The following is a 22,151-nucleotide window of genomic DNA, read 5'->3' as shown; positions in this document are numbered from 1 at the left end:
TCGAGTTCCACTATGAGTGCTCTTTCAAAGGGATGGTCCGCGGCCGTTCCAGCCAGGCGCCTTCGCCATCGGGAACGATTTCGACCACATCGACTTGCGAAGCGCTGATGGCGACGATCCGTCCATCATTACGTCCCAGGTAATCGCCGACTTTCAGCCGATGCACACCGCCCGCCCCACGCAGCAGCGCAAAGGAGCCGGAGGCATTGGAGATTGTGCCGACCATTTCAAATTGTTCGATGTTGAAGCCTTCGAGGTACTGCTTGACCCGGTTGGGGTCGGGCTTGACGTTGCGCGAGCCGTGCTTCTGGCCAGCCAGATCGACTCTGACCTGCCGGGAGAACGGGCTGCGCAGGTTGGCAGCGCTGTAGGTGAATGTCGGATAAGACTGGAATGTCGGCGTTGGTTCAATCTTGCCGGGCGCTCGCAGGCGCACTTCGTTCAGGTAGGCGTCGATGTCGCTGAAACCATTGTCACCGCCACAACCGGCCAGGACGACCAGACACATCACCATCGACAGGCAACGAATCGGGTTCATTTCTGCAACCCCTTGTCGTTGTAGCGGTAGGTCTTGGCAAGGATGCTCATGCGCAACTTCGGACCGCCTTCGGGATTGGCCGGCACCAAGTCGAAATCATGCAGGGTGACGATCCGCGGCAACCCCGCCACGCCGCTGACGAAAGTGGCCAGGTCGTGATAGGCGCCGGTGACGGTGATCTGGATAGGGAGTTCGATGTAGAACTGCTGGGTGACCTCCGGCAGCAGCTTGATCTCTTCGAACTCCAGGCCACTGCCCAGGCCGGTGCGGGTGATGTCCTCCAGCAGGCCGGGCACTTCGGTGTCGCTGGGCAATTGCCGTAATAGCATGCCGAAGGAGTTCTCCATTTCCTTCATCTGCTGGGTATACAGCTCAAGATTGGCCGCCATGTGGGCTTTGGTCGCAAACTGCTCCTTGAGCGTCGACTCCTYCTCACGCTTGAGTTCCAGGTGGCTTTCCAGGTCGCTGATCAGGAAGCTATAGCCCAGAGCCATCACCAGCACCATCAGCAGAACACTCGCAAGAACCTTGATCGCCCTTGGCCAGGAACCCATGTTGTTGGTGTCCAGATCGCTGATGTCGATCTGGCGCAACCCTTCGAGCCATTCGGACAGCCTCATTTAGCCACCCCCACAATTGCCGGCTGAGTCTGACGGACGGTCAACTGAAAAATATTGGCCTGATCCAGCTGACCGGCGGTGGTCGCTTTGACTTCCGTGAGATTGGGCGCATCAAACCAGTCGGATGCATCTAGATTGCGCATCAAATCCGAAACACGATTGTTGGACTCCGCCGCGCCGGTGATGGACAAGGTCTTGCCGACCATTTTCACTTCGGTGAAATACACGCCGTCCGGCAAGGTGCGCGCCAACTGATCGAAGATCCTCCCGCTGATCGGCCGGTTGCCTTGCAGGTCCTGGATGATGCGCATGCGCTCGACGAGCTGCTGGCGACGAGCCTTCAGATCGCTGATCTGTTTGATCCGTTCGTCGACCACGGCAATCTGCTTGGCGATGTAATCGTTACGCGCGACTTGTTGATCTATGGCGCTGTTAATGACCTGGTCCGTGATCAGCAGTGCCCCCACCGACCCTGCCAGCACACCGGCCAACGCCAGCAAAAAGCGTTTGCGCCGTGCTTCGCGCAACTCTTCACGCCAGGGTAAAAGATTGATCCGTGCCATCAGTCGAAACTCCTGAGGGCCAGCCCGCAGGCGATCATCAGTGCCGGCGCATCGCTCGCCAGGGCACTGGCGTTGACCCTGCTGCTCAGGGTCATGTCGGAGAATGGGTTAGCGACCTGGGTCGGCGTACCCAGACGCTGCTCGATCAACCGATCCAGCCCTGGGACCGAGGCAGTGCCGCCGGCCAGGAGAATGTGATCGACCGAGCTGTATTGGCCGGAGGCAAAGAAAAACTGCAATGAGCGCGATACTTGTTGCACCAACGCATCCCGAAACGGCTGCAAGACCTCACTGACGTAATCGTCCGGCAAACCACCCTGTTTCTTCGCCAACCCAGCCTGCTCGACCGTCAGGCCATAACGGCGCTGGATTTCTTCCGTCAGTTGTCGGCCGCCGAACAATTGTTCGCGGGTGTAGATGATCCGCCCATTATTCAACACGCTCAGGGTGGTCATGGTGGCGCCGATATCGACTACCGCCACGGTCAGATGCTCCTGAGAGGCGGCCAGCTGGGTTGCCAGCAAGCCGAACGCTCGCTCCAGGGCATAGGCTTCGACATCGACTACTCGCGCGGTCAGCCCGGCCAGGGCCAGGGCCGCTTCACGAACCTCGACGTTTTCCTTGCGACAGGCGGCCAGCAGCACATTGACCCGCTCGGGGTTGCGCACTGACGCGCCTTGCACTTCAAAGTCGATCGCCACTTCATCCAGCGGATACGGGATGTACTGATCGGCCTCGATCTTCAGCTGGTTTTCCATCTCGTCGTCGGAAAGACCGGCGTCCATCTCGATGGTCTTGGTGATCACCGCCGAGCCGGCGACCGCCACGGCGACGTTCCTCTGGCTGGTTTTGGCCTTGAGCAGCACGCGCGCAAGGGCCTGCCCCACGCCTTCGAGCTCGGCAATATTTTTTTCGACCACGGCACTGGCGGGCAGCGGCTCGACCGCATAGGCCTCGACCCGATAACGGTCGCCTTGGCGGCTTAACTCCAACAGCTTCACCGACGTAGAGCTGATGTCGATCCCCAGAAGCGCATTGGTTTTTTTATTGAAGAGTCCTAGCACTACCAATTCCCTATGACTATCCGTGAGTTACGGACTCTGTAATATCCATTGCGTTCAATACCCCCCGTCTTGACAGAAGCGCAAATGACGCTCCCTGCGGAAAAATGCTTATAATGCCGAGCGTTTTTCCGCTTTCACTGCAAGCGCGGGTCATTTTCTTTATAGCCTGAACCCTGATGCCTAATTCATTCTTTGCCCTGGATATCCAAAAGCCTTGATTCGTCTGCTGAAATTCTTCGGTTGGTCCATCGTCGCCGTTTTCTGCGGACTGCTCCTGGGTCTGAGCGGCGCCTTTCTTTACCTTAGCCCTGGATTGCCATCTGTGGAGGCGCTGAGAAGCATTCAGTTGCAGATTCCTTTGCGGGTGTACAGCAGCGACAACAAGCTGATCGCAGAATTTGGCGAAATGCGCCGTACGCCGATCCGTTTCGCCGACATTCCCCCCAATTTCATTAATGCGTTACTAAGTGCTGAAGACGACAATTTCGCCAACCACTACGGCGTCGATCCCAGCAGCCTGATGCGTGCCGCCACCCAGCTGGTAAAGAGCGGACACATTCAGTCCGGCGGCAGCACCATCACCATGCAGGTGGCGAAGAACTTCTTCCTGAGCAGCGAACGCAGCTTCTCGCGCAAAACCACCGAAATCCTCTTGGCCCTGCAGATCGAACGGCAGCTGACCAAGGACGAAATCCTCGAGCTGTACGTCAACAAGATTTATCTGGGCAACCGCGCCTATGGCATCGAGGCAGCGGCGCAGGTCTATTACGGCAAGTCGATTCGTGACGTCAGCCTGGCGCAGATGGCGATGATCGCCGGTCTGCCAAAAGCCCCGTCGCGCTTCAACCCGCTGGCCAACCCGGCCCGCAGCAAGGAGCGTCGCGACTGGATCCTGGGGCGCATGTACAAGCTCGGCAAGATCACCGAAGCCGACTACACCGCGGCGATCAACGAACCGCTGAACGCCAGCTATCACGTGCCGACTCCGGAAGTGAACGCACCGTACGTCGCCGAAATGGCCCGCGCCGAAATGGTCGGTCGCTATGGCAGCGATGCGTACACCGAAGGTTTCCGCGTCACCACCACGGTGCCGAGCGATTTGCAGGAAATGGCCAACAGCGCGGTTCACGAAGGCTTGATGACCTACGATCAACGGCACGGTTATCGCGGCCCCGAGTCACGCCTGCCGGGTAAAACCCGAGAGGCCTGGACCCAGGAACTGACCAAGCAGCGGACCATCAGCAGCCTGGAGCCGGCGATCGTGACCCAGGTCGACAAGAACGGCGTGCAGGTGCTGACCCGCACCGGCGAAGAACACGTTGCCTGGGACACCATGAAGTGGGCTCGTCCGTTCCTGAACACCAACAGCATGGGCGCCAATCCGAAGCAGCCGTCGGACGTCGCGCAGGTCGGCGATCTGATTCGCGTACAACGTCAGCCGGACAATTCGCTCAAATTCAGCCAGATTCCGCAGGCCCAGGGCGCACTGGTGTCCCTCGATCCGCAGAACGGTGCCATTCGTTCCCTGGTCGGCGGTTTTGCCTTCGAGCAGAGCAACTACAACCGCGCCATGCAGGCCAAGCGCCAGCCAGGTTCGAGCTTCAAGCCGTTCGTCTATAGTGCCGCCCTGGATAACGGCTACACCGCCGCCAGCCTGGTGAACGACGCACCGATCGTGTTCGTCGACGAGTACCTGGACAAGGTCTGGCGCCCGAAGAACGACACCAACACCTTCCTCGGCCCTATCCGCATGCGTGAAGCGCTCTACAAGTCGCGCAACCTGGTATCGATCCGCCTGCTGCAAGCGCTGGGCGTCGACCGCACCATCGACTACATCAGCAAGTTCGGCTTCAACAAGCAGGACCTGCCACGCAACCTGTCCCTGGCATTGGGCACCGCGACCCTGACGCCAATGGAAATCGCCACTGGCTGGAGCACCTTCGCCAACGGCGGCTACAAGATTTCCCCGTATATCATCGACAAGATTGAAAGCCGCAACGGCGACACACTGTTCGTTGCCAACCCGCCGAGCGTTCCGAAAGGCAACGTAGTCAGCGACGGCATCGCCGTGCCGGCCGCCAATACCTTCACCGTCAACGCCATCCCAGGCGAAGCGCCAGGCGCCCAGCCAGTGTCACAAGCGCCAGCGGTGGCCGAACGTATCATCGATGGTCGCACCACCTACATCCTCAACAGCATGCTTGAGGACGTGATCAAGCTCGGTACTGGCCGTCGTGCGCTGGCCTTGGGCCGCAGTGACATTGCGGGCAAGACCGGCACCACCAACGAATCCAAGGACGCCTGGTTCTCCGGCTACAACGCCGATTACGTGACCACCGTCTGGACCGGCTTCGACCAACCGGAAAGCCTGGGTAAACGCGAGTTCGGCGGCACCGTCGCCCTGCCGATCTGGATGAACTACATGGGCGCTGCCCTCAAAGGCAAGCCAGCCCATACCCAGCCGGAACCTGAAGGCATCCTTAGCCTGCGGGTCGACCCGGTCAGCGGTCGTGCAGCCACCCCAAGCACGCCAGGCGCCTACTTTGAGCTGTTCAAGGCCGAAGATACGCCACCGTCGGTGAACGAGCTGGGTAACGGAAATGTGCCGGGCAGCCCGCTACCAGCGGACGAAGCGGCGCCGATCGATTTGTTCTGATCGCCGCAACACCAAAAAGCCCCGCCTTCGAAAGAAGTGCGGGGCTTTTTATTGCCTGCCTGCAAACCACCCAGATACAAAAAAGCCCCGACTCAGAATGAGCCGGGGCCTTTGGTTGAAGCGCTACAACGGCTTAGCCGTTGAACACGTCATCCACGCTTTTCAGCGGGTAGTTCTTCGGATACGGCAGGGTCGCCACGCCGGTCTCGATTGCAGCCTTGGCCACGGCATCGGAGATCAGGGTGATCAGACGGGCATCCATTGGTTTCGGGATGATGTACTCACGACCGAATTCCAGCTTGATGCCGCCGTAGGCATCGCACACTTCCTGAGGCACTGGCAGCTTGGCCAGTTCACGCAGGGCGTTGGCAGCAGCCACTTTCATTTCTTCGTTGATGCGCTTGGCGCGAACGTCCAGGGCACCACGGAAGATGAACGGGAAGCCCAGTACGTTGTTGACCTGGTTCGGGTAGTCCGAACGGCCGGTGGCCATGATCACATCGTTGCGAGTGGCGTGCGCCAGTTCCGGGGAGATTTCCGGATCCGGGTTCGAGCATGCGAACACGATCGGGTTGGCCGCCATGGATTTCAGGCCTTCAGCGCTCAGCAGGTTCGGACCGGACAGGCCAACAAACACGTCGGCGCCTTCCAGTGCGTCAGCCAGGGTGCGCTTGTCGGTCGCGTGAGCGAAGACGGCCTTGTACTGGTTCAGGTCATCACGGCCGGAGTGGATCACACCGGTACGGTCAACCATGTAGATGTTTTCGATGTTGGCGCCCATGCTCACCAGCAATTTCATGCAGGAGATGGCGGCAGCACCGGCGCCCAGACAGACGATCTTGGCTTCCGGCAGGGTTTTACCGGCGATTTCCAGGGCGTTGATCATGCCGGCAGCGGTCACGATCGCGGTACCGTGCTGGTCATCGTGGAATACCGGAATGTCGCACTGCTCGATCAGAGCGCGTTCGATTTCAAAGCACTCAGGCGCCTTGATGTCTTCCAGGTTGATGCCACCGAAGGTGATGGAGATACGCTTGACGGTGTCGATGAAGGCTTGCGGGCTTTCGGAGTCGACTTCGATGTCGAACACGTCGATGCCGGCGAAGCGCTTGAACAGAACACCTTTACCTTCCATCACCGGCTTGGAAGCCAATGGACCGAGGTTACCCAGGCCCAGAATCGCGGTGCCATCGGAAATGACTGCAACCAGGTTGCCTTTGCCGGTGTATTTGTAGGCCAGTTCAGGATCGCGGGCGATTTCGCGTACTGGTTCGGCTACGCCGGGGCTGTAGGCCAGCGACAGGTCGCGGGCGGTAGCAGTGGCCTTGGTGAGCTCGACACTCAGCTTCCCTGGACGAGGATTGGCGTGATATTCGAGAGCGGCAGTTTTCAAATCAGACATGTGGGCATTCCGCTTTTTACTGTTGGACAGACGGACCGCCGAGGATACTCGTGTCGCAAAGTCCCCACAAGACTGACCAGTCACCCCTGTCAAGCGCCCTGCCCTACGACTTTGGGCCAAGAGCCACGGAATACAAGGGATAGACTGTTCACAATCTACAGAATAAATGTCTACAATTTTTCTTGCGGCGCGACCTGCAACATCGCCGGATCGGTCAGCGGCAAAAGCCAGCGTGCCTGCCCGGGCTTCAGCCCGCCACGGCGCGAACGATCCACGACCCAGCCACGAGCCTCGATTTGCTTGCCTTTGAGCTTCTCAAGCGACGCGTCATCGAATTGCCCCAGCAAATTGGGTGCAACCCGCAATACAACTGAATCCTGCAACTCGATCCAAACCCCGCCGCGATTGCGCTGAACCTTGCTCACACGACCACTGAGCACGGCGAAGCCGGACGCGTTGATCTGCTCCGCTTTCAGTACAGGTGACTGTCGCCACAGCCCGAGACCGGCCTGACGAGCACTGCGTTCCGCCGCCTGCTGGCAGCCGACCAAATCGACGTTCGGCGCTACCGCGACCTGAAAACCGAGACCTTCAGCAAGCATCTGCGCTTCGAGGTTGGCGCCATCGACGCTGTAGACATGGGCCAGCGTGCGGCCGTAATGGTCCTTGCCTTCTTTACCCGGCAGCAAACCGACCCGCCCGTCGCTGGCGGCCACCAGGGCTTCCAGGCGTTTGCGCGCGGCCTCGGCGAACGGCTCGTCGGAACGACCCTGCTTGCCCAGCTCCGGCGTGTTCAAACCGATCATGCGCACACTGCGCCCATCGCTCAGACGCAAGGTGTCGCCATCCACCACCCGCTGGACTGCGACCGGCGTCAGCCCGCTCGGCGCCGGGCAGAAGGCCTGGGCAGCGGAAAGCCAAATCGCAGACATAAAAAAGGCGCCCGCGAGGGACGCCTTTTTCATCAGCATGGAAAAACCGTAACGGCTTCCCAAGTTGATCGGCCTTAGGCCTTTTTCGCGCCGAAAGCACCGAAACGGTCTGCGAAACGCTGAACGCGGCCGCCAGTGTCCAGAGTCTTTTGCTTACCGGTGTAGAACGGGTGGCATTCGTTGCAAACGTCGATCGCCAGGGCTTTGCCGTAGGTCGAACGGGTTTCGAACTTGTTGCCGCAGCTGYAGGTAACAGCAACTGCTGGGTATTCTGGATGGATATCAGCTTTCATGGTGTCTTCCTCAGGCTAGCGTGCCGCCACCCAACACTATTGTTGAATACCGCACGTAATTAGGCCGCGGATTCTACCAGACCTCGCCCTGCCTTCGCCCCTGCGCCGCCTGTTCGACTATCGCGCCCCGGCTGGAGTCCTGCGCGCCCAGTTACACCCGGGCATGCGTTTGCGGGTGCCGTTCGGCCGGCGGGAGATGATCGGAATTCTGGTGGAGATCACCGACCACAGCGAAGTCCCGACAGAAAAGCTCAAACCGGCGCTGGCCCTGCTCGATGCAGTACCGCCGCTGCCACCCGCGCTGTTCAAGCTGTGCCTGTGGACGTCCCAGTATTATCAGCACAGCCTCGGCGACACGTTGAGCTGGGCGCTGCCGGTGTTGCTGCGTCAGGGTGAACTGGCCGAAGCCCGTCAGGAGCGGTTCTGGTCCGCCGCGCCCGGCGCCAGCCTCGATGACCCGCGCATCGCCCGCGCCCCGCGGCAGCGCGAAGCCCTGGCGACCCTGGCGCAACATCCCCACGGCGTCGCCCATCAGTTGCTGAGCAAACTGATGCTGAGCAAGGACAGCCTCGATCTGTTGCTGGCCAAGGATCTGGTGCAGGTAGACATCCGCAGGCACGCGCCCGGCGCTCGCCACGAACACTGGCTGGCACAACCGGAACTGCCGCTCAACCCGGAGCAGCGCGCCGCTTATGAAGCGATTCGCGCCGGGTTCGACAGTTATCACGCGTTCCTGCTGGCCGGCGTCACCGGCAGCGGCAAGACCGAAGTCTATTTGCAACTGATCCGCGAAACACTCGAGGCCGGCAAGCAAGCCCTGGTGCTGATCCCGGAGATCAACCTCGGCCCGCAAACCCTGGCGCGCTTCGAACAGCGCTTCAATGCACGCATCGCGCTGATCCACTCCGCCGTCAACGACCGCGAGCGCCTGGACGCCTGGCTGGCCGCGCGGGATGGCGAAGCCGACATTATTATCGGCACCCGTTCGGCGCTGTTCACGCCGATGAAGAACCCCGGCCTGATCATCATCGATGAAGAGCACGACGGCTCCTATAAACAGCAGGAAGGCTTGCGCTACCACGCCCGCGACCTGGCGCTGGTTCGCGCCCGGCAGGAAAACATCCCGATTGTCCTCGGCTCCGCCACGCCTTCGCTGGAAAGCCTGCAAAACGCCTACACCGGTCGTTACGGCCTGCTGCGCCTGAATGAGCGCGCCGGTGGTGCCAAGCAACCGCGCTTCCTGCGCCTGGACGTGAAAAGTCGTCCACTGGACAGCGGCATTTCCGGGCCGATGCAGCAAGCCATCGGTCAGACCCTCGCCGCCGGCCAGCAGGTGCTGGTGTTCCTCAACCGTCGAGGGTTCGCCCCGACACTGCTCTGCCACGATTGCGGCTGGATGTCCGAATGCCAGCGTTGCGACGCGCGAATGACCGTGCACCAGCGCTCGGGCGAATTGCGCTGCCATCATTGTGGCTACGTCGAGCGCGTGCCTCGGCATTGCCCGAAGTGCGGCAAGGTCGATTTGCGGCCCGTGGGCGCCGGTACCGAGCGTGCCGAGGAACGCCTGGGGATTCTGTTCCCGGACGTTCCGSTGCTGCGGGTCGACCGCGACAGTACTTCACGCAAAGACGCGATGAATCAGTTGTTCGCGACCATCCAGAAAGGCCAGCCGTGCATTCTGGTCGGCACACAGATGCTTGCCAAAGGGCACCACTTTCCTCGGGTGACACTGGTGTCGATTCTCGATGCCGACGGCGGGTTGTTCTCCGGTGACTTCCGCGCCAGCGAGCGCATGGCGCAGTTGATCGTGCAGGTCGCCGGGCGCGCGGGGCGGGCCGAAGAACCGGGCAAAGTGATCATCCAGACGCACCTGGCGGACCACCCGCTGCTGGTGCAACTGACCGAACAGGGCTACTTCGCCTTCGCCGAACAGGCGCTGAGCGAGCGCCGCTCCGCCGGGTTGCCGCCATTTGCGCATCTCGCGCTGCTGCGGGCCGAAGCGCACAAACCGGGGCAGGCCGAAGGGTTCCTCGATGAAGCGTGCAGTGAGGCCGAACGACTGCTGACCGAACAGCATCTGACCGGCATCGAGTTGCTGGGGCCGGTTCCGGCACCGATGGAGCGCCGGGCCGGGCGCTATCGCGCACAGTTATTGCTGCAAGCCACGGCCCGGGCGCCACTGCATCGATTGTTGAGCAGTTGGTTGCTGGCTTTGGAGCAGATGCCCAGTGGGCGGGCAGTGCGTTGGTCTTTGGATGTCGATCCGGTCGATTTGTATTGATTTCAAAATCGCCATCGCGGGCAGACCTCGCTCTTACAACGGATCTTGCTGATCCGCACACTGCCTCTGTAGGAGCGAGGCTTGCCCGCGAAGGCGGCCGATTTGTCACCACATATCCATAACCTGCCCGCTATAGTTGGCAAGCCCGTCTTCGCAACGGATAATGCCCAGTTTTTCCACCAGCGCACTGAAGCGCCGCCGCGCCTGCGGTCGAAAGAGAAGACCATGAAAGACACCATTCGCCAGCTGATCCAACAAGCCATCACCCAACTCGTCAACGAAGGTGTGTTGCCTGAAGGCCTGTCGCCGGCGATCCAGGTGGAAAACTCCCGTGACAAGACTCACGGCGACTTCGCCAGCAACATCGCGATGATGCTGGCCAAACCGGCCGGCATGAAACCCCGTGACCTGGCCGAGAAAATCATCGCCGCGCTGCCGGCTGACGAAAACGTCTCCAAAGCCGAAATCGCCGGCCCTGGCTTCCTGAACTTCTTCCAGAACACCCAAGCCCTGGCGACCCGCCTGGACGCGGCCCTGGCCGACGACCACATCGGCGTACGCAAGGCCGGCCCGGTGCAGCGCACCGTGGTTGACCTGTCGGCCCCGAACCTGGCCAAAGAGATGCACGTCGGCCACTTGCGCTCGACCATCATCGGCGACGGCGTGGCCCGGGTGCTGGAGTTCCTCGGCGACACCGTGATCCGTCAGAACCATGTCGGCGACTGGGGCACCCAGTTCGGCATGCTGATGGCTTATCTGCAGGAGAACCCGATCACCAGCGACGAGCTGTCGGACCTGGAAAACTTCTACCGCGCCGCCAAGCAGCGCTTCGACGAGTCCGAAGAGTTCGCCGACCGCGCCCGTGGTCTGGTGGTCAAGCTGCAAGCCGGCGACCCGGACTGCCTGGCCCTGTGGACCAAGTTCAAGGACATCTCGCTGTCCCACTGCCAGAAAATCTACGAACTGCTGAACGTCAAACTGACCATGGCCGACGTGATGGGTGAAAGCGCCTATAACGACGACCTGATCAACGTGGTCAACGACCTCAAGGCCAAAGGCATGCTGGTCGAGAGCAACGGCGCCCAGTGCGTGTTCCTCGACGAGTTCAAGAACGCCGAGGGCGAACCGCTGCCAGTGATCATCGTCAAGGCCGATGGCGGCTACCTCTATGCCACCACCGACCTGGCGGCCGTGCGCTACCGCAGCGGCGTGCTGAAAGCCGATCGCGCGCTGTACTTCGTTGACCAGCGCCAGGCCCTGCACTTCCAGCAGGTGTTCGCCGTCGCCCGCAAGGCCGGCTTCGTGACCCATCCGATGGAAATGGAACACATGGGCTTCGGCACCATGAACGGCGCCGATGGCCGCCCGTTCAAAACCCGTGACGGCGGCACCGTGAAGCTGATCGACCTGCTGACCGAAGCCCAGGAACGCGCCTACACGCTGGTGAAGGAGAAGAACCCGGAGTTGGCCGAAGACGAGCTGCGCAACATCGCCAAGGTCGTGGGCATTGGCGCGGTGAAGTACGCCGACCTGTCCAAGCACCGCACCAGCGACTACAGCTTCAACTTCGACCTGATGCTGAACTTCGAAGGCAACACCGCACCGTACCTGCTGTACGCCTACACCCGAGTGGCCGGCGTGTTCCGCAAGCTCGGCAAGGACTTCAGCGAAGTCGAAGGGCAAATCGTCCTCGAAGCGCCGCACGAACATGAGCTGGCGGCGAAACTGGCGCAGTTCGGCGAAATCCTGAATAACGTGTCCGACAAAGGCACGCCGCACATTCTCTGCACCTACCTGTACGATGTTGCCGGCCTGTTCTCCAGTTTCTACGAGAACTGCCCGATCCTCGGCGCCGATACCCCGGCGCAAATGCAGAGCCGTTTGCGCCTTGCTGCGTTGACCGGCCGCACTCTCAAGCAAGGCCTGGAACTCTTGGGTCTGGAAACTCTGGAGCGTATGTAAGTTGGCTGCCAAGAAAAAACCTGCACCCAAGCGTGGCGCCAGCCGTTACCAAGCTCCTGCAAAGCAACCGATCCCGGGCTGGCTGTGGATGGCCATCGGCCTGACGGTCGGCGCGTTCATTGTGTTCCTGATGAAGCTGGAGCCGGGCAAGGGCAGTGACAGCGTCAAGCGCGAGAAGGTCGAGCAACAGCAGAAAGCGACCAAGATCGCCGAAGCCAACAAGACCCCGCCGAGCCCGACGCAACCGGTGAAGCCGAAGTACGACTTCTACACCTTGCTGCCGGAATCGGAAGTGATCGTGCCGCCGGATGCGGTACCGGAGAAAACCCTGCCGACGCCACAGGTGCCGGCCGTGCCGACCACGCCGGTGACGCCTGCGGAAGCGGCGAAGATCGACACCGCCCGGGCTCAGGCGGCATTGGCCGGCATCACTCCGCCGCCAGCGCCACCGGTGGCTAAAGCGGCGCCGGTGACCAAGTTCTTCCTGCAGGCCGGTTCGTTCCGCAAGCAAGCCGATGCCGACAAGGTTCGGGCGCAGATCATCCTGCTGGGTCAGGCCGTGGCGGTTGAATCCGGCACGGTGAAGGACGAGACCTGGTACCGGGTGCTGGTCGGCCCGTTCAGCAACCGCGAACAACTGACCACCGCCCAGAAGCAACTGGCGGGCAGCGGCTTCAGTAACCTGTTGTTACAACAACGCCAGAGCCGCTAATTTCGTCAAGGACACTGCGTCATCGTTCTTCGCGGGCAAGCCTCGCTCCTACAGGATCACGTAAATCTCTGTAGGAGCGAGGCTTGCCCGCGAAGGCGTCAGAACAGACAACACATTCATCCCTGCCCACCACCGCTCGTCCCCCGCCGCGTCCTACAGTTGAAAAACGCTCCACCACCCCCATATGAGTTGGCATAAGGCATTTTCGCCCCGCTGCGTGGAGACTCTCCCTTGACCACCATCGTTTCAGTTCGCCGCCACGGCAAAGTCGTCATGGGCGGCGACGGCCAGGTTTCGCTCGGCAATACCGTGATGAAAGGCAACGCGAAGAAAGTTCGCCGCCTGTACCACGGTCAGGTTATCGCCGGTTTTGCCGGGGCTACCGCTGACGCCTTCACCCTCTTCGAACGTTTCGAAGGCCAACTCGAAAAACATCAGGGCCACCTGGTTCGCGCCGCTGTCGAACTCGCCAAAGAATGGCGCACTGACCGCTCCCTCAGCCGCCTCGAAGCCATGCTCGCGGTCGCCAACAAGGATGCCTCTCTGATCATCACCGGCAACGGTGACGTGGTTGAGCCTGAAGAAGGCCTGATCGCCATGGGTTCCGGCGGCGGCTACGCCCAGGCTGCGGCCAGCGCGCTGTTGAAAAAGACCGACCTGTCGGCCCGGGAAATCGTCGAAACCGCTTTGGGCATCGCTGGCGACATCTGCGTGTTCACCAACCACAACATCACCATCGAGGAGCAGGATCTCGCTGAGTAAGCCTGCCTTGGCCTAGCGCCACGGCTCACTTTTGCTTGAGGACCGCCAATTACTATGCCCATGACCCCCCGTGAAATCGTCCACGAACTCAATCGCCATATCATCGGCCAGGACGATGCCAAACGCGCCGTCGCCATTGCCTTGCGCAACCGCTGGCGCCGGATGCAGCTGCCCGAAGAGCTGCGCGTCGAAGTCACCCCCAAGAACATTCTGATGATCGGCCCGACCGGCGTCGGTAAAACCGAGATCGCCCGTCGCCTGGCCAAACTCGCCAACGCTCCGTTCATCAAAGTCGAAGCGACCAAATTCACCGAAGTGGGCTATGTCGGCCGCGACGTCGAATCGATCATTCGTGATCTGGCGGACGCGGCGATCAAGCTGCTGCGCGAACAGGAAATGACCAAGGTTCGCCACCGCGCCGAAGACGCCGCCGAAGAACGCATCCTCGACGCCTTGCTGCCACCGGCACGCATGGGTTTCAGCAACGAAGACGCCGCCCCGGCCCAGGACTCCAACACCCGCCAGCTGTTCCGCAAACGCCTGCGTGAAGGTCAGCTGGACGACAAGGAGATCGAAATCGAAGTCGCCGAAATCACCGGCGTCGATATCTCCGCGCCACCGGGCATGGAAGAAATGACCAACCAGTTGCAGAGCCTGTTCGCCAACATGGGCAAGGGCAAGCGCAAGAGCCGCAAGCTCAAGGTCAAGGAAGCGCTGAAACTGGTTCGCGACGAAGAAGCCGGTCGCCTGGTCAACGAAGAAGAGTTGAAGGCCAAGGCGCTGGAAGCTGTCGAACAGCACGGCATCGTGTTCATCGACGAAATCGACAAGGTCGCCAAGCGCGGCAATACCGGTGGCGTCGATGTATCCCGTGAAGGCGTACAGCGCGACTTGCTGCCGCTGATCGAAGGCTGCACCGTCAACACCAAACTGGGCATGGTCAAGACCGACCACATCCTGTTCATCGCCTCTGGCGCATTCCACCTGAGCAAGCCGAGTGATCTGGTGCCGGAGCTGCAAGGTCGCCTGCCGATTCGGGTCGAACTCAAGGCCCTGAGCCCGGAAGATTTCGAGCGTATCCTCAGCGAACCGCATGCCTCTCTCACCGAGCAGTATTGCGCGCTGCTGAAAACCGAAGGGCTGCTCATCGAGTTCCAGCCGGACGGCATCAAGCGTATTAGCTTGCTCCCGCTGGGTCGCGAAGCGGCCCCAAAGTCGGTGAATGCGGTTTATCTACAAGACCTCATTCGCCGGATTTACGACTGCTACGCAGCCGAGCGGGAGCAAGCTCCCTCGCCACAGGTCACCCGCCGACACAGGGCCTTCATACAGACGGAAGATCGGCCCCATGACGACCCAACTCCCCACCGACATCAAACTGCACAAAGCCTCGAAAACCCTGACGCTCAAATACGCGTCCGGCGAGGAGTATCACCTGCCCGCAGAATTCCTTCGTGTGCACTCTCCTTCCGCCGAGGTCCAGGGCCACGGCAAACCTATCCTGCAATTTGGCAAGATCGGCGTAGGCCTGAGCAAGGTCGAACCAGCCGGTCAGTACGCACTGAAATTGACCTTCGACGACGGCCACGACAGCGGCCTGTTCACCTGGGAATATCTGTACCAGTTGGCGGTGCGCCAAGAGGATCTGTGGAACGATTATCTTGCCGAACTCAAAGCGGCTGGAAAGACCCGTGATCCGAACGAGTCGGTCGTCAAGCTGATGCTCTAGGTCAGGCCTCGAGGTATTTAGAGGGCATTTTCTAATTCCATCTGTTTGAATGCTTGGCTGCCGGGTCAACGATTGGCCCGCTTGCGAAAAAAATTAAACTCGGGTAACCAATGGAGCTGGCAAGTTCCGTGCATTTGTAGCTATGCGCAATTAACGGTCACCCCGAGCAGTAGTACCTGGCGTTTGCTGTGTGACTACACAGCTGGGCTCAGGTACTCGCCTCAGGACAATGGAGCGTCGTAGATGAGTAACAAGCAAAACGATGACCTGAAATTCCAGGCTTCAGAAAATACCTTGGGACTGAATCCTGTTGTTGGGCTGCGTAGAAAGGATCTACTGGGCTCTGCCCGAATGGTGCTGACCCAGGCCATCAGACAACCCATCCACAGTGCCAGGCACGTCGCCCATTTCGGCATCGAACTCAAGAACGTGCTGTTCGGAAAATCCGAGCTTCAACCGCAAAGCGACGACCGCCGTTTCCTCGACCCGGCCTGGAGCCAGAACCCTCTCTACAAACGTTATTTGCAAACTTATCTGGCGTGGCGCAAGGAGCTCCACACCTGGATCGATAAGAGCAATCTCTCGCCCAAGGACGTCGCTCGCGGGCATTTCGTGATCAACCTCATGACCGAAGCCATGGCCCCGACCAACACGGCAGCCAACCCGGCGGCGGTCAAACGCTTCTTCGAAACCGGCGGCAAAAGCCTGCTCGACGGCCTCTCTCATCTGGCCAAGGATCTGATCCACAACGGCGGGATGCCGAGCCAGGTCAACATGGGCGCGTTCGAAGTCGGCAAGAGCCTGGGTGTGACCGAAGGCGCGGTGGTCTTTCGCAACGACGTGCTGGAGCTGATCCAGTACAAGCCGATCACCGAGCAAGTGCATGAACGCCCACTGCTGGTGGTGCCGCCGCAAATCAACAAGTTCTATGTTTTCGACCTCAGCCCGGACAAAAGCCTGGCGCGCTTCTGCCTGCGCAACAACATGCAGACGTTCATCGTCAGCTGGCGCAACCCGACCAAGGAACAACGCGAGTGGGGTCTGTCGACCTACATCGAAGCGCTCAAGGAAGCGGTCGACGTGGTCACCGCGATCACCGGCAGCAAAGACGTGAACATGCTCGGTGCCTGCTCCGGCGGCATTACCTGCACCGCGCTGCTGGGTCATTACGCAGCGATCGGCGAGAAGAAAGTAAACGCCCTGACGCTGCTGGTCAGCGTGCTCGACACCACCCTCGACAGCGACGTGGCCCTGTTCGTCGACGAGCAGACCCTCGAAGCCGCCAAGCGCCACTCCTACCAGGCCGGTGTGCTGGAAGGTCGCGACATGGCGAAAGTCTTCGCCTGGATGCGTCCCAACGACTTGATCTGGAACTACTGGGTCAACAACTACCTGTTGGGCAACGAGCCACCGGTGTTCGACATTCTGTTCTGGAACAACGACACCACTCGCCTGCCGGCCGCCTTCCACGGCGACCTGATCGAGATGTTCAAAAACAACCCACTGATCCGCCCCAATGCACTGGAAGTGTGCGGCACACCGATCGACCTCAAACAGGTCGATGCCGACATCTTTTCCCTGGCTGGCACCAACGATCACATCACCCCGTGGAAGTCCTGCTACAAGTCGGCACAACTGTTCGGCGGCAAGGTCGAGTTCGTGCTGTCCAGCAGCGGACATATCCAGAGCATTCTGAACCCGCCGGGCAATCCGAAAGCACGCTACATGACCAGCACCGACATGCCGGTCAAGGCCGAGGACTGGATGGAAAATTCCACCAAGCACACCGACTCCTGGTGGTTGCATTGGCAGGCGTGGCAGGCCGAACGCTCGGGCAAACTGAAGAAGTCCCCCGCCAACCTTGGCAACAAGGCCTATCCCGCGGGTGAGGCGTCGCCAGGCACGTATGTGCACGAACGTTGAGCTTCAAACAACTCGCAGTCCGCGGCACTGGGAGGTGCCGCGATTGTCATTAATCAGCCTCGAGGCCAGCCTCGAACATTCTGCGACGGCCCGGGATGGCCCGATCAGCGTTTAAAACCTACAGGGCTTCGTGCATGCCGCAACCGTTCGTATTTCGTACCGTCAACCTGGATGGGCAAACCCTCCGCACCGCGGTACGCCCCGGCAAGCCTCACTTGACGCCCTTGCTGATTTTCAACGGCATCGGCGCCAACCTGGAGCTRATATTTCCGTTCGTCCAGGCGCTGGATCCGGACCTGGAAGTCATCGCCTTCGACGTACCCGGTGTCGGCGGCTCATCCACTCCCAGCCGGCCGTATCGCTTTTCGGGCCTGGCGAAACTGACCGCGCGAATGCTCGACTATCTCGATTACGGGCAGGTCAATGTGATCGGCGTGTCATGGGGTGGCGCCCTGGCGCAGCAATTTGCCTATGACTATCCCGAGCGCTGCAAGAAGCTGGTGCTGGCAGCCACGGCGGCCGGCACAGTGATGGTACCGGGTAAACCGAAAGTGCTGTGGATGATGGCCAGCCCACGACGCTACATCCAGCCGTCCCATGTGATTCGCATCGCGCCGATGATCTATGGCGGCTCGTTCCGTCGCGATCCAACCCTGGCGGCCAGTCACGCCGCGCGGGTTCGCTCGGCAGGCAAACTGGGCTACTACTGGCAGCTGTTCGCCGGGTTTGGCTGGACCAGCATTCACTGGCTGCACAAGATCCAACAGCCGACCCTGGTGCTGGCCGGCGACGACGACCCACTGATCCCGCTGATCAATATGCGCATGCTGGCCTGGCGAATTCCCAATGCCCAATTGCACATCATCGACGACGGGCATCTGTTCTTGATTACCCGGGCCGAAGCGGTGGCACCGATCATCATGAAGTTTCTCGAAGAGGAACGTCAGCGCGCTGTGATGCATCCGCATCCGGCGCCATCGGGCAGTTGACCGGCCCCGGCTTTGGTTCAGGAAAAGAGCGTCGACAGGACGTCGTACCGCGCAACAATCCGCAACAACGTCTATGGTGATTTGTTCGGTGAGTTTGTTTTTGGCCTGATGACGAAGGAGTGTTGACTCATGCGCGACAAACCAGCGAAGGGCTCCTTGCCCACTCCCGCTGCATTCATCAACGCACAGAGTGCGGTTACCGGTCTGCGCGGCCGGGACTTGCTTTCAACCTTGCGCAGCCTGGCCACCCATGGCCTGCGCAACCCGGTGTACACGGCCCGGCATGCCTTGAAGCTGGGCGGCCAGCTTGGCCGCGTGTTGTTGGGTGAAACCCTGCATCCGATCAATCCGCAAGACAATCGCTTTGCCGACCCGGCGTGGAGCCTCAACCCTTTTTATCGCCGCAGCTTGCAGGCCTACCTGAGTTGGCAGAAGGAGGTCAAAAACTGGATCGACGAGAGCAACCTGAGCCCGGACGATCGCGCCCGCGCCCACTTTGCGTTTGCCTTGATCAACGACGCCGTGGCGCCGTCCAACACCCTGCTCAATCCGCTGGCGGTCAAGGAGATCTTCAACTCTGGCGGTCACAGCCTGGTGCGGGGTATCGGCCATTTGCTTGACGATCTGCTGCACAACGACGGCTTGCCCAGACAGGTCACCAAACAAGCATTCGAGGTAGGCAAGACAGTCGCCACCACCACCGGCTCCGTGGTGTTTCGCAATGAGCTGCTGGAACTGATCCAGTACAAGCCGATGAGCGAAAAACAGTATTCCAAGCCGTTGCTGATCGTGCCGCCACAGATCAACAAGTTCTACATTTTCGATTTGAGCCCCAGTAACAGCTTCGTCCAGTTCGCCCTTAAAAACGGCTTGCAGACCTTCGTGATCAGCTGGCGCAATCCTGATGTGCGTCACCGCGAATGGGGGCTGTCGTCTTACGTCGAAGCCACCGAAGAAGCGATGAATGTGTGCCGGGCGATTACCGGCTCCCGCGACGTCAACCTGATGGGTGCCTGCGCCGGCGGGCTGACCATCGCCGCGCTGCAAGGGCACTTGCAGGCCAAGCGGCAGCTGCGGCGGGTGTCCAGCGCGACCTATCTGGTCAGCCTGCTCGACAGTCAGATAGAAAGCCCGGCCACCCTCTTCGTCGACGAACAAACGCTGGAAGCGGCCAAGCGCCGCTCATATCAGAAGGGCGTTCTGGAAGGTCGCGACATGGCCAGGGTTTTTTCCTGGATGCGCCCCAACGATTTGATCTGGAATTACTTCGTCAATAACTACCTGCTGGGCAAGGAGCCACCGGCGTTCGACATCCTCTACTGGAACAATGACAACACGCGCCTGCCGGCAGCGTTTCATGGCGATCTGCTGGACTTCTTCAAGCACAACCCGCTGAGTCATCCGGGTGGGCTGGAAGTGTGCGGCACACCGATCGACCTGCAGAAAGTCACCGTCGACAGTTTCAGCGTGGCCGGCATGAACGATCACATCACCCCGTGGGATGCGGTGTATCGCTCGACTTTGCTACTGGGTGGCGAGCGACGCTTCGTGCTGTCGAGCAGCGGTCATGTGCAGAGCATTCTCAACCCGCCGCACAACTCGAAAGCCAACTACGTCGAGAACCCGAAACTGAGCAGCGACCCGCGGGCCTGGTATTACGACGCCAAACGCGTCGACGGCAGTTGGTGGACACAATGGCTGAGCTGGATTCAGGAACGCTCCGGCGCACTACACGAAACCAAGATGACCCTCGGCAACCAGAACTATCCACCGATGGAGGCGGCACCCGGTACTTACGTGCGCGTGCGCTGACGTTCAATGAACCACGGCCGCCAATGGCCGTGGCCTGACTCGACCATTAAGAAGACTGGATGAAAACCCGCGACCGGATTCTCGAATGTGCCCTGCAGTTGTTCAATCAGAAGGGCGAACCGAACGTGTCCACCATGGAGGTGGCCAACGAAATGGGCATCAGCCCGGGCAACCTCTACTACCACTTCCACGGCAAGGAGCCGCTGATCCTGGGGCTGTTCGAACGCTTCCAGACCGAACTGACGCCCTTGCTCGATCCACCGTCCGATGTGGAATTGGCCCCCGAAGATTACTGGCTGTTCCTGCACCTGATCGTCGAACGCCTGGCACAATACCGGTTTCTGTTCCAGGACTTGTCGAACCTTGCCGGCCGCCTGCCGAAACTGGCCAAGGGGATACGCAACCTGCTCAATGCGTTGAAGCGCACACTGGCTTCATTGCTGGCACAGTTGAAGGCTCAGGGGCAGTTGGTCAGCGACACCCAGGCGCTGGGACAACTGGTGGAGCAAATCACCATGACATTGCTGTTCTCGCTGGACTATCAGCGGATTCTCGACCGTGAAGGTGAAGTACGACTGGTGGTGTACCAGATCATGATGCTGGTGGCGCCGCATTTGTTGCCGCCGGTCAAAGTCGCGACCGAGCGGTTGGCGTTGCAGTACCTCGAAGAGCACAACTGACCCGGTGGGTCTTCGATGGTTTCTGGAATCCATGCACAAACAAAAACGCCCGACCTTTACAGGCCGGGCGTTTTTTTGCGTCCTGGAAATCAGGACTGACTGGTTGGCGCCGATGGAGTCGGTGCGATAGTCGGGGTTACAGCAGGGGTCGGCGCAGCGGCGGAGTTCGCCGGACTGACCGGGGTTGCCGGTTTGGCGGCAGCCACTGCTGGTTTCGGAGCGGCCGCTTTCGGGGCGGCTGGTTTTTTCACTGCTGGCTTCTTCGCCGCAGCGGGTTTGGCCGCTGCGGTTTTAGCTGCAGGTCTGGCCGCTGGTTTTGCTGCAGCTTTTGCAGCGGGTTTAGCGGCCGCTTTGGCTGCAGGTTTCGCAGCAGCAGTTTTGGCGGCCGGTTTGGCAGCAGGTTTCGCTGCGGCCTTGGCCAATGGTTTGGCAGCGCTTTTGGCTGCCGGTTTGGCCGCTGCGGTTTTCGCCGCAACAGGCGCAACCTTGGCACCGGTGAGTTTTTCGATTTGCTTGGTCAGGGTATCGACCTTGCTGTGCAGTGCCTTGACCTCATTGCGGCTCGGTACACCCAGGCGCGAAATGGCGCTGTTCAGGCGCTTGTCGAAAGCCCCTTCCAGCTCATCCCACTTGCCCAGTGCGCGATCTTTCACTCCGCTGATGCGCGACTTGGCCGACGAAGCGGAGTCCTTGGCAGCATCGACTTTCTTGCCGACAGCGCTCTTGGTGAGCTTCTCGGCTTTCTCGCCGTCCTTAACCAATGCATCGAAGAGTTTGCTGCCGTCAGAATCAATCTTCGAGTACACGCCTAAACCAGCCAGCCAGATCTTGCGGGAGTAGTCTTCGACCTTCCCGATCCACGAGCTGCCTTCTTTTTCAGTATTCTTTTTGCCAGCCATCCCGTTCTCCTTAAGATTTACGCGCGACACGTTCGAGCAATGCTGTCAGCTCATCGAGCTTAGCAGAGAGTGTCTCCACGTCATGTTTAGACGGAATGCCGATACGATTCAAGGCACTTGCGATACGCGTATCGAAAGCCTTCTCGACTTTGTCGAGTTGAAGTTCGACTTTGCCTTTGAAAGTACTCACTTCACTCTTGGCTTCATCGATCTCGGCATTAGCCGCTTCAAGTTTCTCAGCAACTACTTTTTTGCCTTTCTTTTCAACAGCTTGACCAGCCTTGATCAACTCTTGAACGTACTCGCTACCTTCTTGACCGACCTTGGTGTGGTG

The 22,151-nt window shown here is 60.1% G+C and carries 19 protein-coding genes and 1 pseudogene; 11 read left to right on the top strand and 9 right to left on the bottom strand.

Annotated elements, in window-relative coordinates; genetic code table 11:
* Nucleotides 1–10: 10 nt before the first annotated feature.
* Genes AC1DLB_RS09815 through AC1DLB_RS09800 form a run of 4 tightly spaced genes read right to left on the bottom strand, consistent with a single transcriptional unit; the run spans nt 11 to nt 2,785 of the window.
* Nucleotides 11–538 (bottom strand): pilus assembly protein PilP, encoded by a 528-nt coding sequence (locus tag AC1DLB_RS09815; RefSeq protein ID WP_018928615.1) that lies wholly within the window; start codon nt 536–538, stop codon nt 11–13.
* The gene (pilO, locus tag AC1DLB_RS09810; protein ID WP_477784932.1) at nt 535–1,158 is read right to left on the bottom strand and encodes a type 4a pilus biogenesis protein PilO; all 624 of its coding nucleotides are present in this window, start codon (nt 1,156–1,158) and stop codon (nt 535–537) included. Before pilO ends, AC1DLB_RS09815 begins: the two co-directional genes overlap by 4 nt.
* Entirely contained in the window at nt 1,155–1,721 is a 567-nt protein-coding gene (locus AC1DLB_RS09805) for a PilN domain-containing protein (protein ID WP_018928617.1), read from the bottom strand. The genes pilO and AC1DLB_RS09805 overlap by 4 nt, the downstream gene beginning before the upstream one ends.
* Entirely contained in the window at nt 1,721–2,785 is a 1,065-nt protein-coding gene (locus AC1DLB_RS09800; protein WP_018928618.1) for a pilus assembly protein PilM, read from the bottom strand. The genes AC1DLB_RS09805 and AC1DLB_RS09800 overlap by 1 nt, the downstream gene beginning before the upstream one ends.
* 214 nt (nt 2,786–2,999) lie before the next feature.
* Here AC1DLB_RS09800 and AC1DLB_RS09795 point away from each other — a divergent pair, with 214 nt between their 5' ends.
* Nucleotides 3,000–5,441, top strand: coding sequence for a penicillin-binding protein 1A (locus AC1DLB_RS09795; protein WP_111453922.1), 2,442 nt, complete (start codon nt 3,000–3,002; stop codon nt 5,439–5,441).
* Nucleotides 5,442–5,574: 133 nt separating this feature from the next.
* Here AC1DLB_RS09795 and AC1DLB_RS09790 read toward each other — a convergent pair whose 3' ends face one another.
* From AC1DLB_RS09790 to rpmE, 3 genes are all read right to left on the bottom strand, one after another.
* Nucleotides 5,575–6,843 carry a malic enzyme-like NAD(P)-binding protein gene (locus AC1DLB_RS09790; protein WP_018929144.1) on the bottom strand — a complete coding sequence of 423 codons (1,269 nt, stop codon included), beginning with the start codon at nt 6,841–6,843 and terminating at the stop codon, nt 5,575–5,577.
* 170 nt (nt 6,844–7,013) lie between these two features.
* Nucleotides 7,014–7,814 carry a thermonuclease family protein gene (locus tag AC1DLB_RS09785; protein ID WP_477744138.1) on the bottom strand — a complete coding sequence of 267 codons (801 nt, stop codon included), beginning with the start codon at nt 7,812–7,814 and terminating at the stop codon, nt 7,014–7,016.
* Between the two features lie 35 nt (nt 7,815–7,849).
* On the bottom strand, nt 7,850–8,068 hold the full coding sequence (gene rpmE, locus AC1DLB_RS09780; RefSeq protein WP_477784931.1) for a 50S ribosomal protein L31: 219 nt from the start codon (nt 8,066–8,068) through the stop codon (nt 7,850–7,852).
* Between the two features lie 70 nt (nt 8,069–8,138).
* Between rpmE and AC1DLB_RS09775 the strand changes: the two genes are divergently transcribed.
* The 10 genes and pseudogenes from AC1DLB_RS09775 to AC1DLB_RS09730 all read left to right on the top strand — a co-directional run bounded on the left by AC1DLB_RS09775 (nt 8,139) and on the right by AC1DLB_RS09730 (nt 20,918).
* Nucleotides 8,139–10,349 carry a primosomal protein N' gene (locus AC1DLB_RS09775; RefSeq protein ID WP_477784935.1) on the top strand — a complete coding sequence of 737 codons (2,211 nt, stop codon included), beginning with the start codon at nt 8,139–8,141 and terminating at the stop codon, nt 10,347–10,349.
* 225 nt (nt 10,350–10,574) lie between these two features.
* On the top strand, nt 10,575–12,311 hold the full coding sequence (gene argS, locus AC1DLB_RS09770; protein ID WP_018929149.1) for an arginine--tRNA ligase: 1,737 nt from the start codon (nt 10,575–10,577) through the stop codon (nt 12,309–12,311).
* 1 nt (nt 12,312) lies between these two features.
* Nucleotides 12,313–13,023: an SPOR domain-containing protein gene (locus tag AC1DLB_RS09765; RefSeq protein WP_007936813.1), complete on the top strand. Its 711-nt coding sequence runs from the start codon at nt 12,313–12,315 to the stop codon at nt 13,021–13,023.
* A gap of 231 nt (nt 13,024–13,254) precedes the next feature.
* Complete coding sequence (gene hslV / locus AC1DLB_RS09760; protein WP_007936812.1) at nt 13,255–13,785, top strand: ATP-dependent protease subunit HslV; 531 nt, start codon at nt 13,255–13,257, stop codon at nt 13,783–13,785.
* A 54-nt stretch (nt 13,786–13,839) separates the two neighbouring features.
* Nucleotides 13,840–14,988 (top strand): annotated as a pseudogene (hslU, locus tag AC1DLB_RS09755) (ATP-dependent protease ATPase subunit HslU); the annotation flags it as partial.
* A 145-nt stretch (nt 14,989–15,133) separates the two neighbouring features.
* The gene (locus tag AC1DLB_RS09750) at nt 15,134–15,514 is read left to right on the top strand and encodes a gamma-butyrobetaine hydroxylase family protein (RefSeq protein ID WP_018929151.1); all 381 of its coding nucleotides are present in this window, start codon (nt 15,134–15,136) and stop codon (nt 15,512–15,514) included.
* Nucleotides 15,515–15,757: 243 nt separating this feature from the next.
* Nucleotides 15,758–17,437 (top strand): class II poly(R)-hydroxyalkanoic acid synthase, encoded by a 1,680-nt coding sequence (gene phaC, locus AC1DLB_RS09745; protein WP_026286647.1) that lies wholly within the window; start codon nt 15,758–15,760, stop codon nt 17,435–17,437.
* Between the two features lie 134 nt (nt 17,438–17,571).
* Nucleotides 17,572–18,426 carry a poly(3-hydroxyalkanoate) depolymerase gene (phaZ, locus tag AC1DLB_RS09740; RefSeq protein WP_086944125.1) on the top strand — a complete coding sequence of 285 codons (855 nt, stop codon included), beginning with the start codon at nt 17,572–17,574 and terminating at the stop codon, nt 18,424–18,426.
* A gap of 129 nt (nt 18,427–18,555) precedes the next feature.
* Nucleotides 18,556–20,238, top strand: a complete 1,683-nt coding sequence (phaC, locus tag AC1DLB_RS09735; RefSeq protein WP_477784930.1) for a class II poly(R)-hydroxyalkanoic acid synthase — start codon at nt 18,556–18,558, stop codon at nt 20,236–20,238.
* 59 nt (nt 20,239–20,297) lie between these two features.
* Nucleotides 20,298–20,918, top strand: a complete 621-nt coding sequence (locus AC1DLB_RS09730) for a TetR/AcrR family transcriptional regulator (RefSeq protein WP_018929155.1) — start codon at nt 20,298–20,300, stop codon at nt 20,916–20,918.
* An 89-nt stretch (nt 20,919–21,007) separates the two neighbouring features.
* Here AC1DLB_RS09730 and AC1DLB_RS09725 read toward each other — a convergent pair whose 3' ends face one another.
* Nucleotides 21,008–21,817: a phasin family protein gene (locus AC1DLB_RS09725; protein ID WP_477744136.1), complete on the bottom strand. Its 810-nt coding sequence runs from the start codon at nt 21,815–21,817 to the stop codon at nt 21,008–21,010.
* 10 nt (nt 21,818–21,827) lie between these two features.
* Nucleotides 21,828–22,151, bottom strand: a 324-nt coding sequence (locus AC1DLB_RS09720) for a phasin family protein (RefSeq protein ID WP_477784929.1), incomplete at its 5' end; no start/stop codon positions are given.

The sequence above is a fragment of the Pseudomonas sp. 05N434 genome, assembly GCF_056396965.1.
Note: the sequence above shows the minus strand (reverse complement) of the source record. Positions and strands in the feature narration are given on the sequence as shown.

Bases quoted from the DNA above. Each gene is read 5' to 3' on its own strand.
- AC1DLB_RS09790 (WP_018929144.1), bottom strand. From the start codon at position 6,843: ATGTCTGATTTGAAAACTGCCGCTCTCGAATATCACGCCAATCCTCGT.
- phaC (WP_477784930.1), top strand. From the start codon at position 18,556: ATGCGCGACAAACCAGCGAAGGGCTCCTTGCCCACTCCCGCTGCATTC.
- AC1DLB_RS09805 (WP_018928617.1), bottom strand. From the start codon at position 1,721: ATGGCACGGATCAATCTTTTACCCTGGCGTGAAGAGTTGCGCGAAGCA.
- phaC (WP_026286647.1), top strand. From the start codon at position 15,758: ATGAGTAACAAGCAAAACGATGACCTGAAATTCCAGGCTTCAGAAAAT.
- AC1DLB_RS09725 (WP_477744136.1), bottom strand. From the start codon at position 21,817: ATGGCTGGCAAAAAGAATACTGAAAAAGAAGGCAGCTCGTGGATCGGG.
- AC1DLB_RS09750 (WP_018929151.1), top strand. From the start codon at position 15,134: ATGACGACCCAACTCCCCACCGACATCAAACTGCACAAAGCCTCGAAA.
- argS (WP_018929149.1), top strand. From the start codon at position 10,575: ATGAAAGACACCATTCGCCAGCTGATCCAACAAGCCATCACCCAACTC.
- AC1DLB_RS09785 (WP_477744138.1), bottom strand. From the start codon at position 7,814: ATGCTGATGAAAAAGGCGTCCCTCGCGGGCGCCTTTTTTATGTCTGCG.
- AC1DLB_RS09730 (WP_018929155.1), top strand. From the start codon at position 20,298: ATGAAAACCCGCGACCGGATTCTCGAATGTGCCCTGCAGTTGTTCAAT.
- AC1DLB_RS09815 (WP_018928615.1), bottom strand. From the start codon at position 538: ATGAACCCGATTCGTTGCCTGTCGATGGTGATGTGTCTGGTCGTCCTG.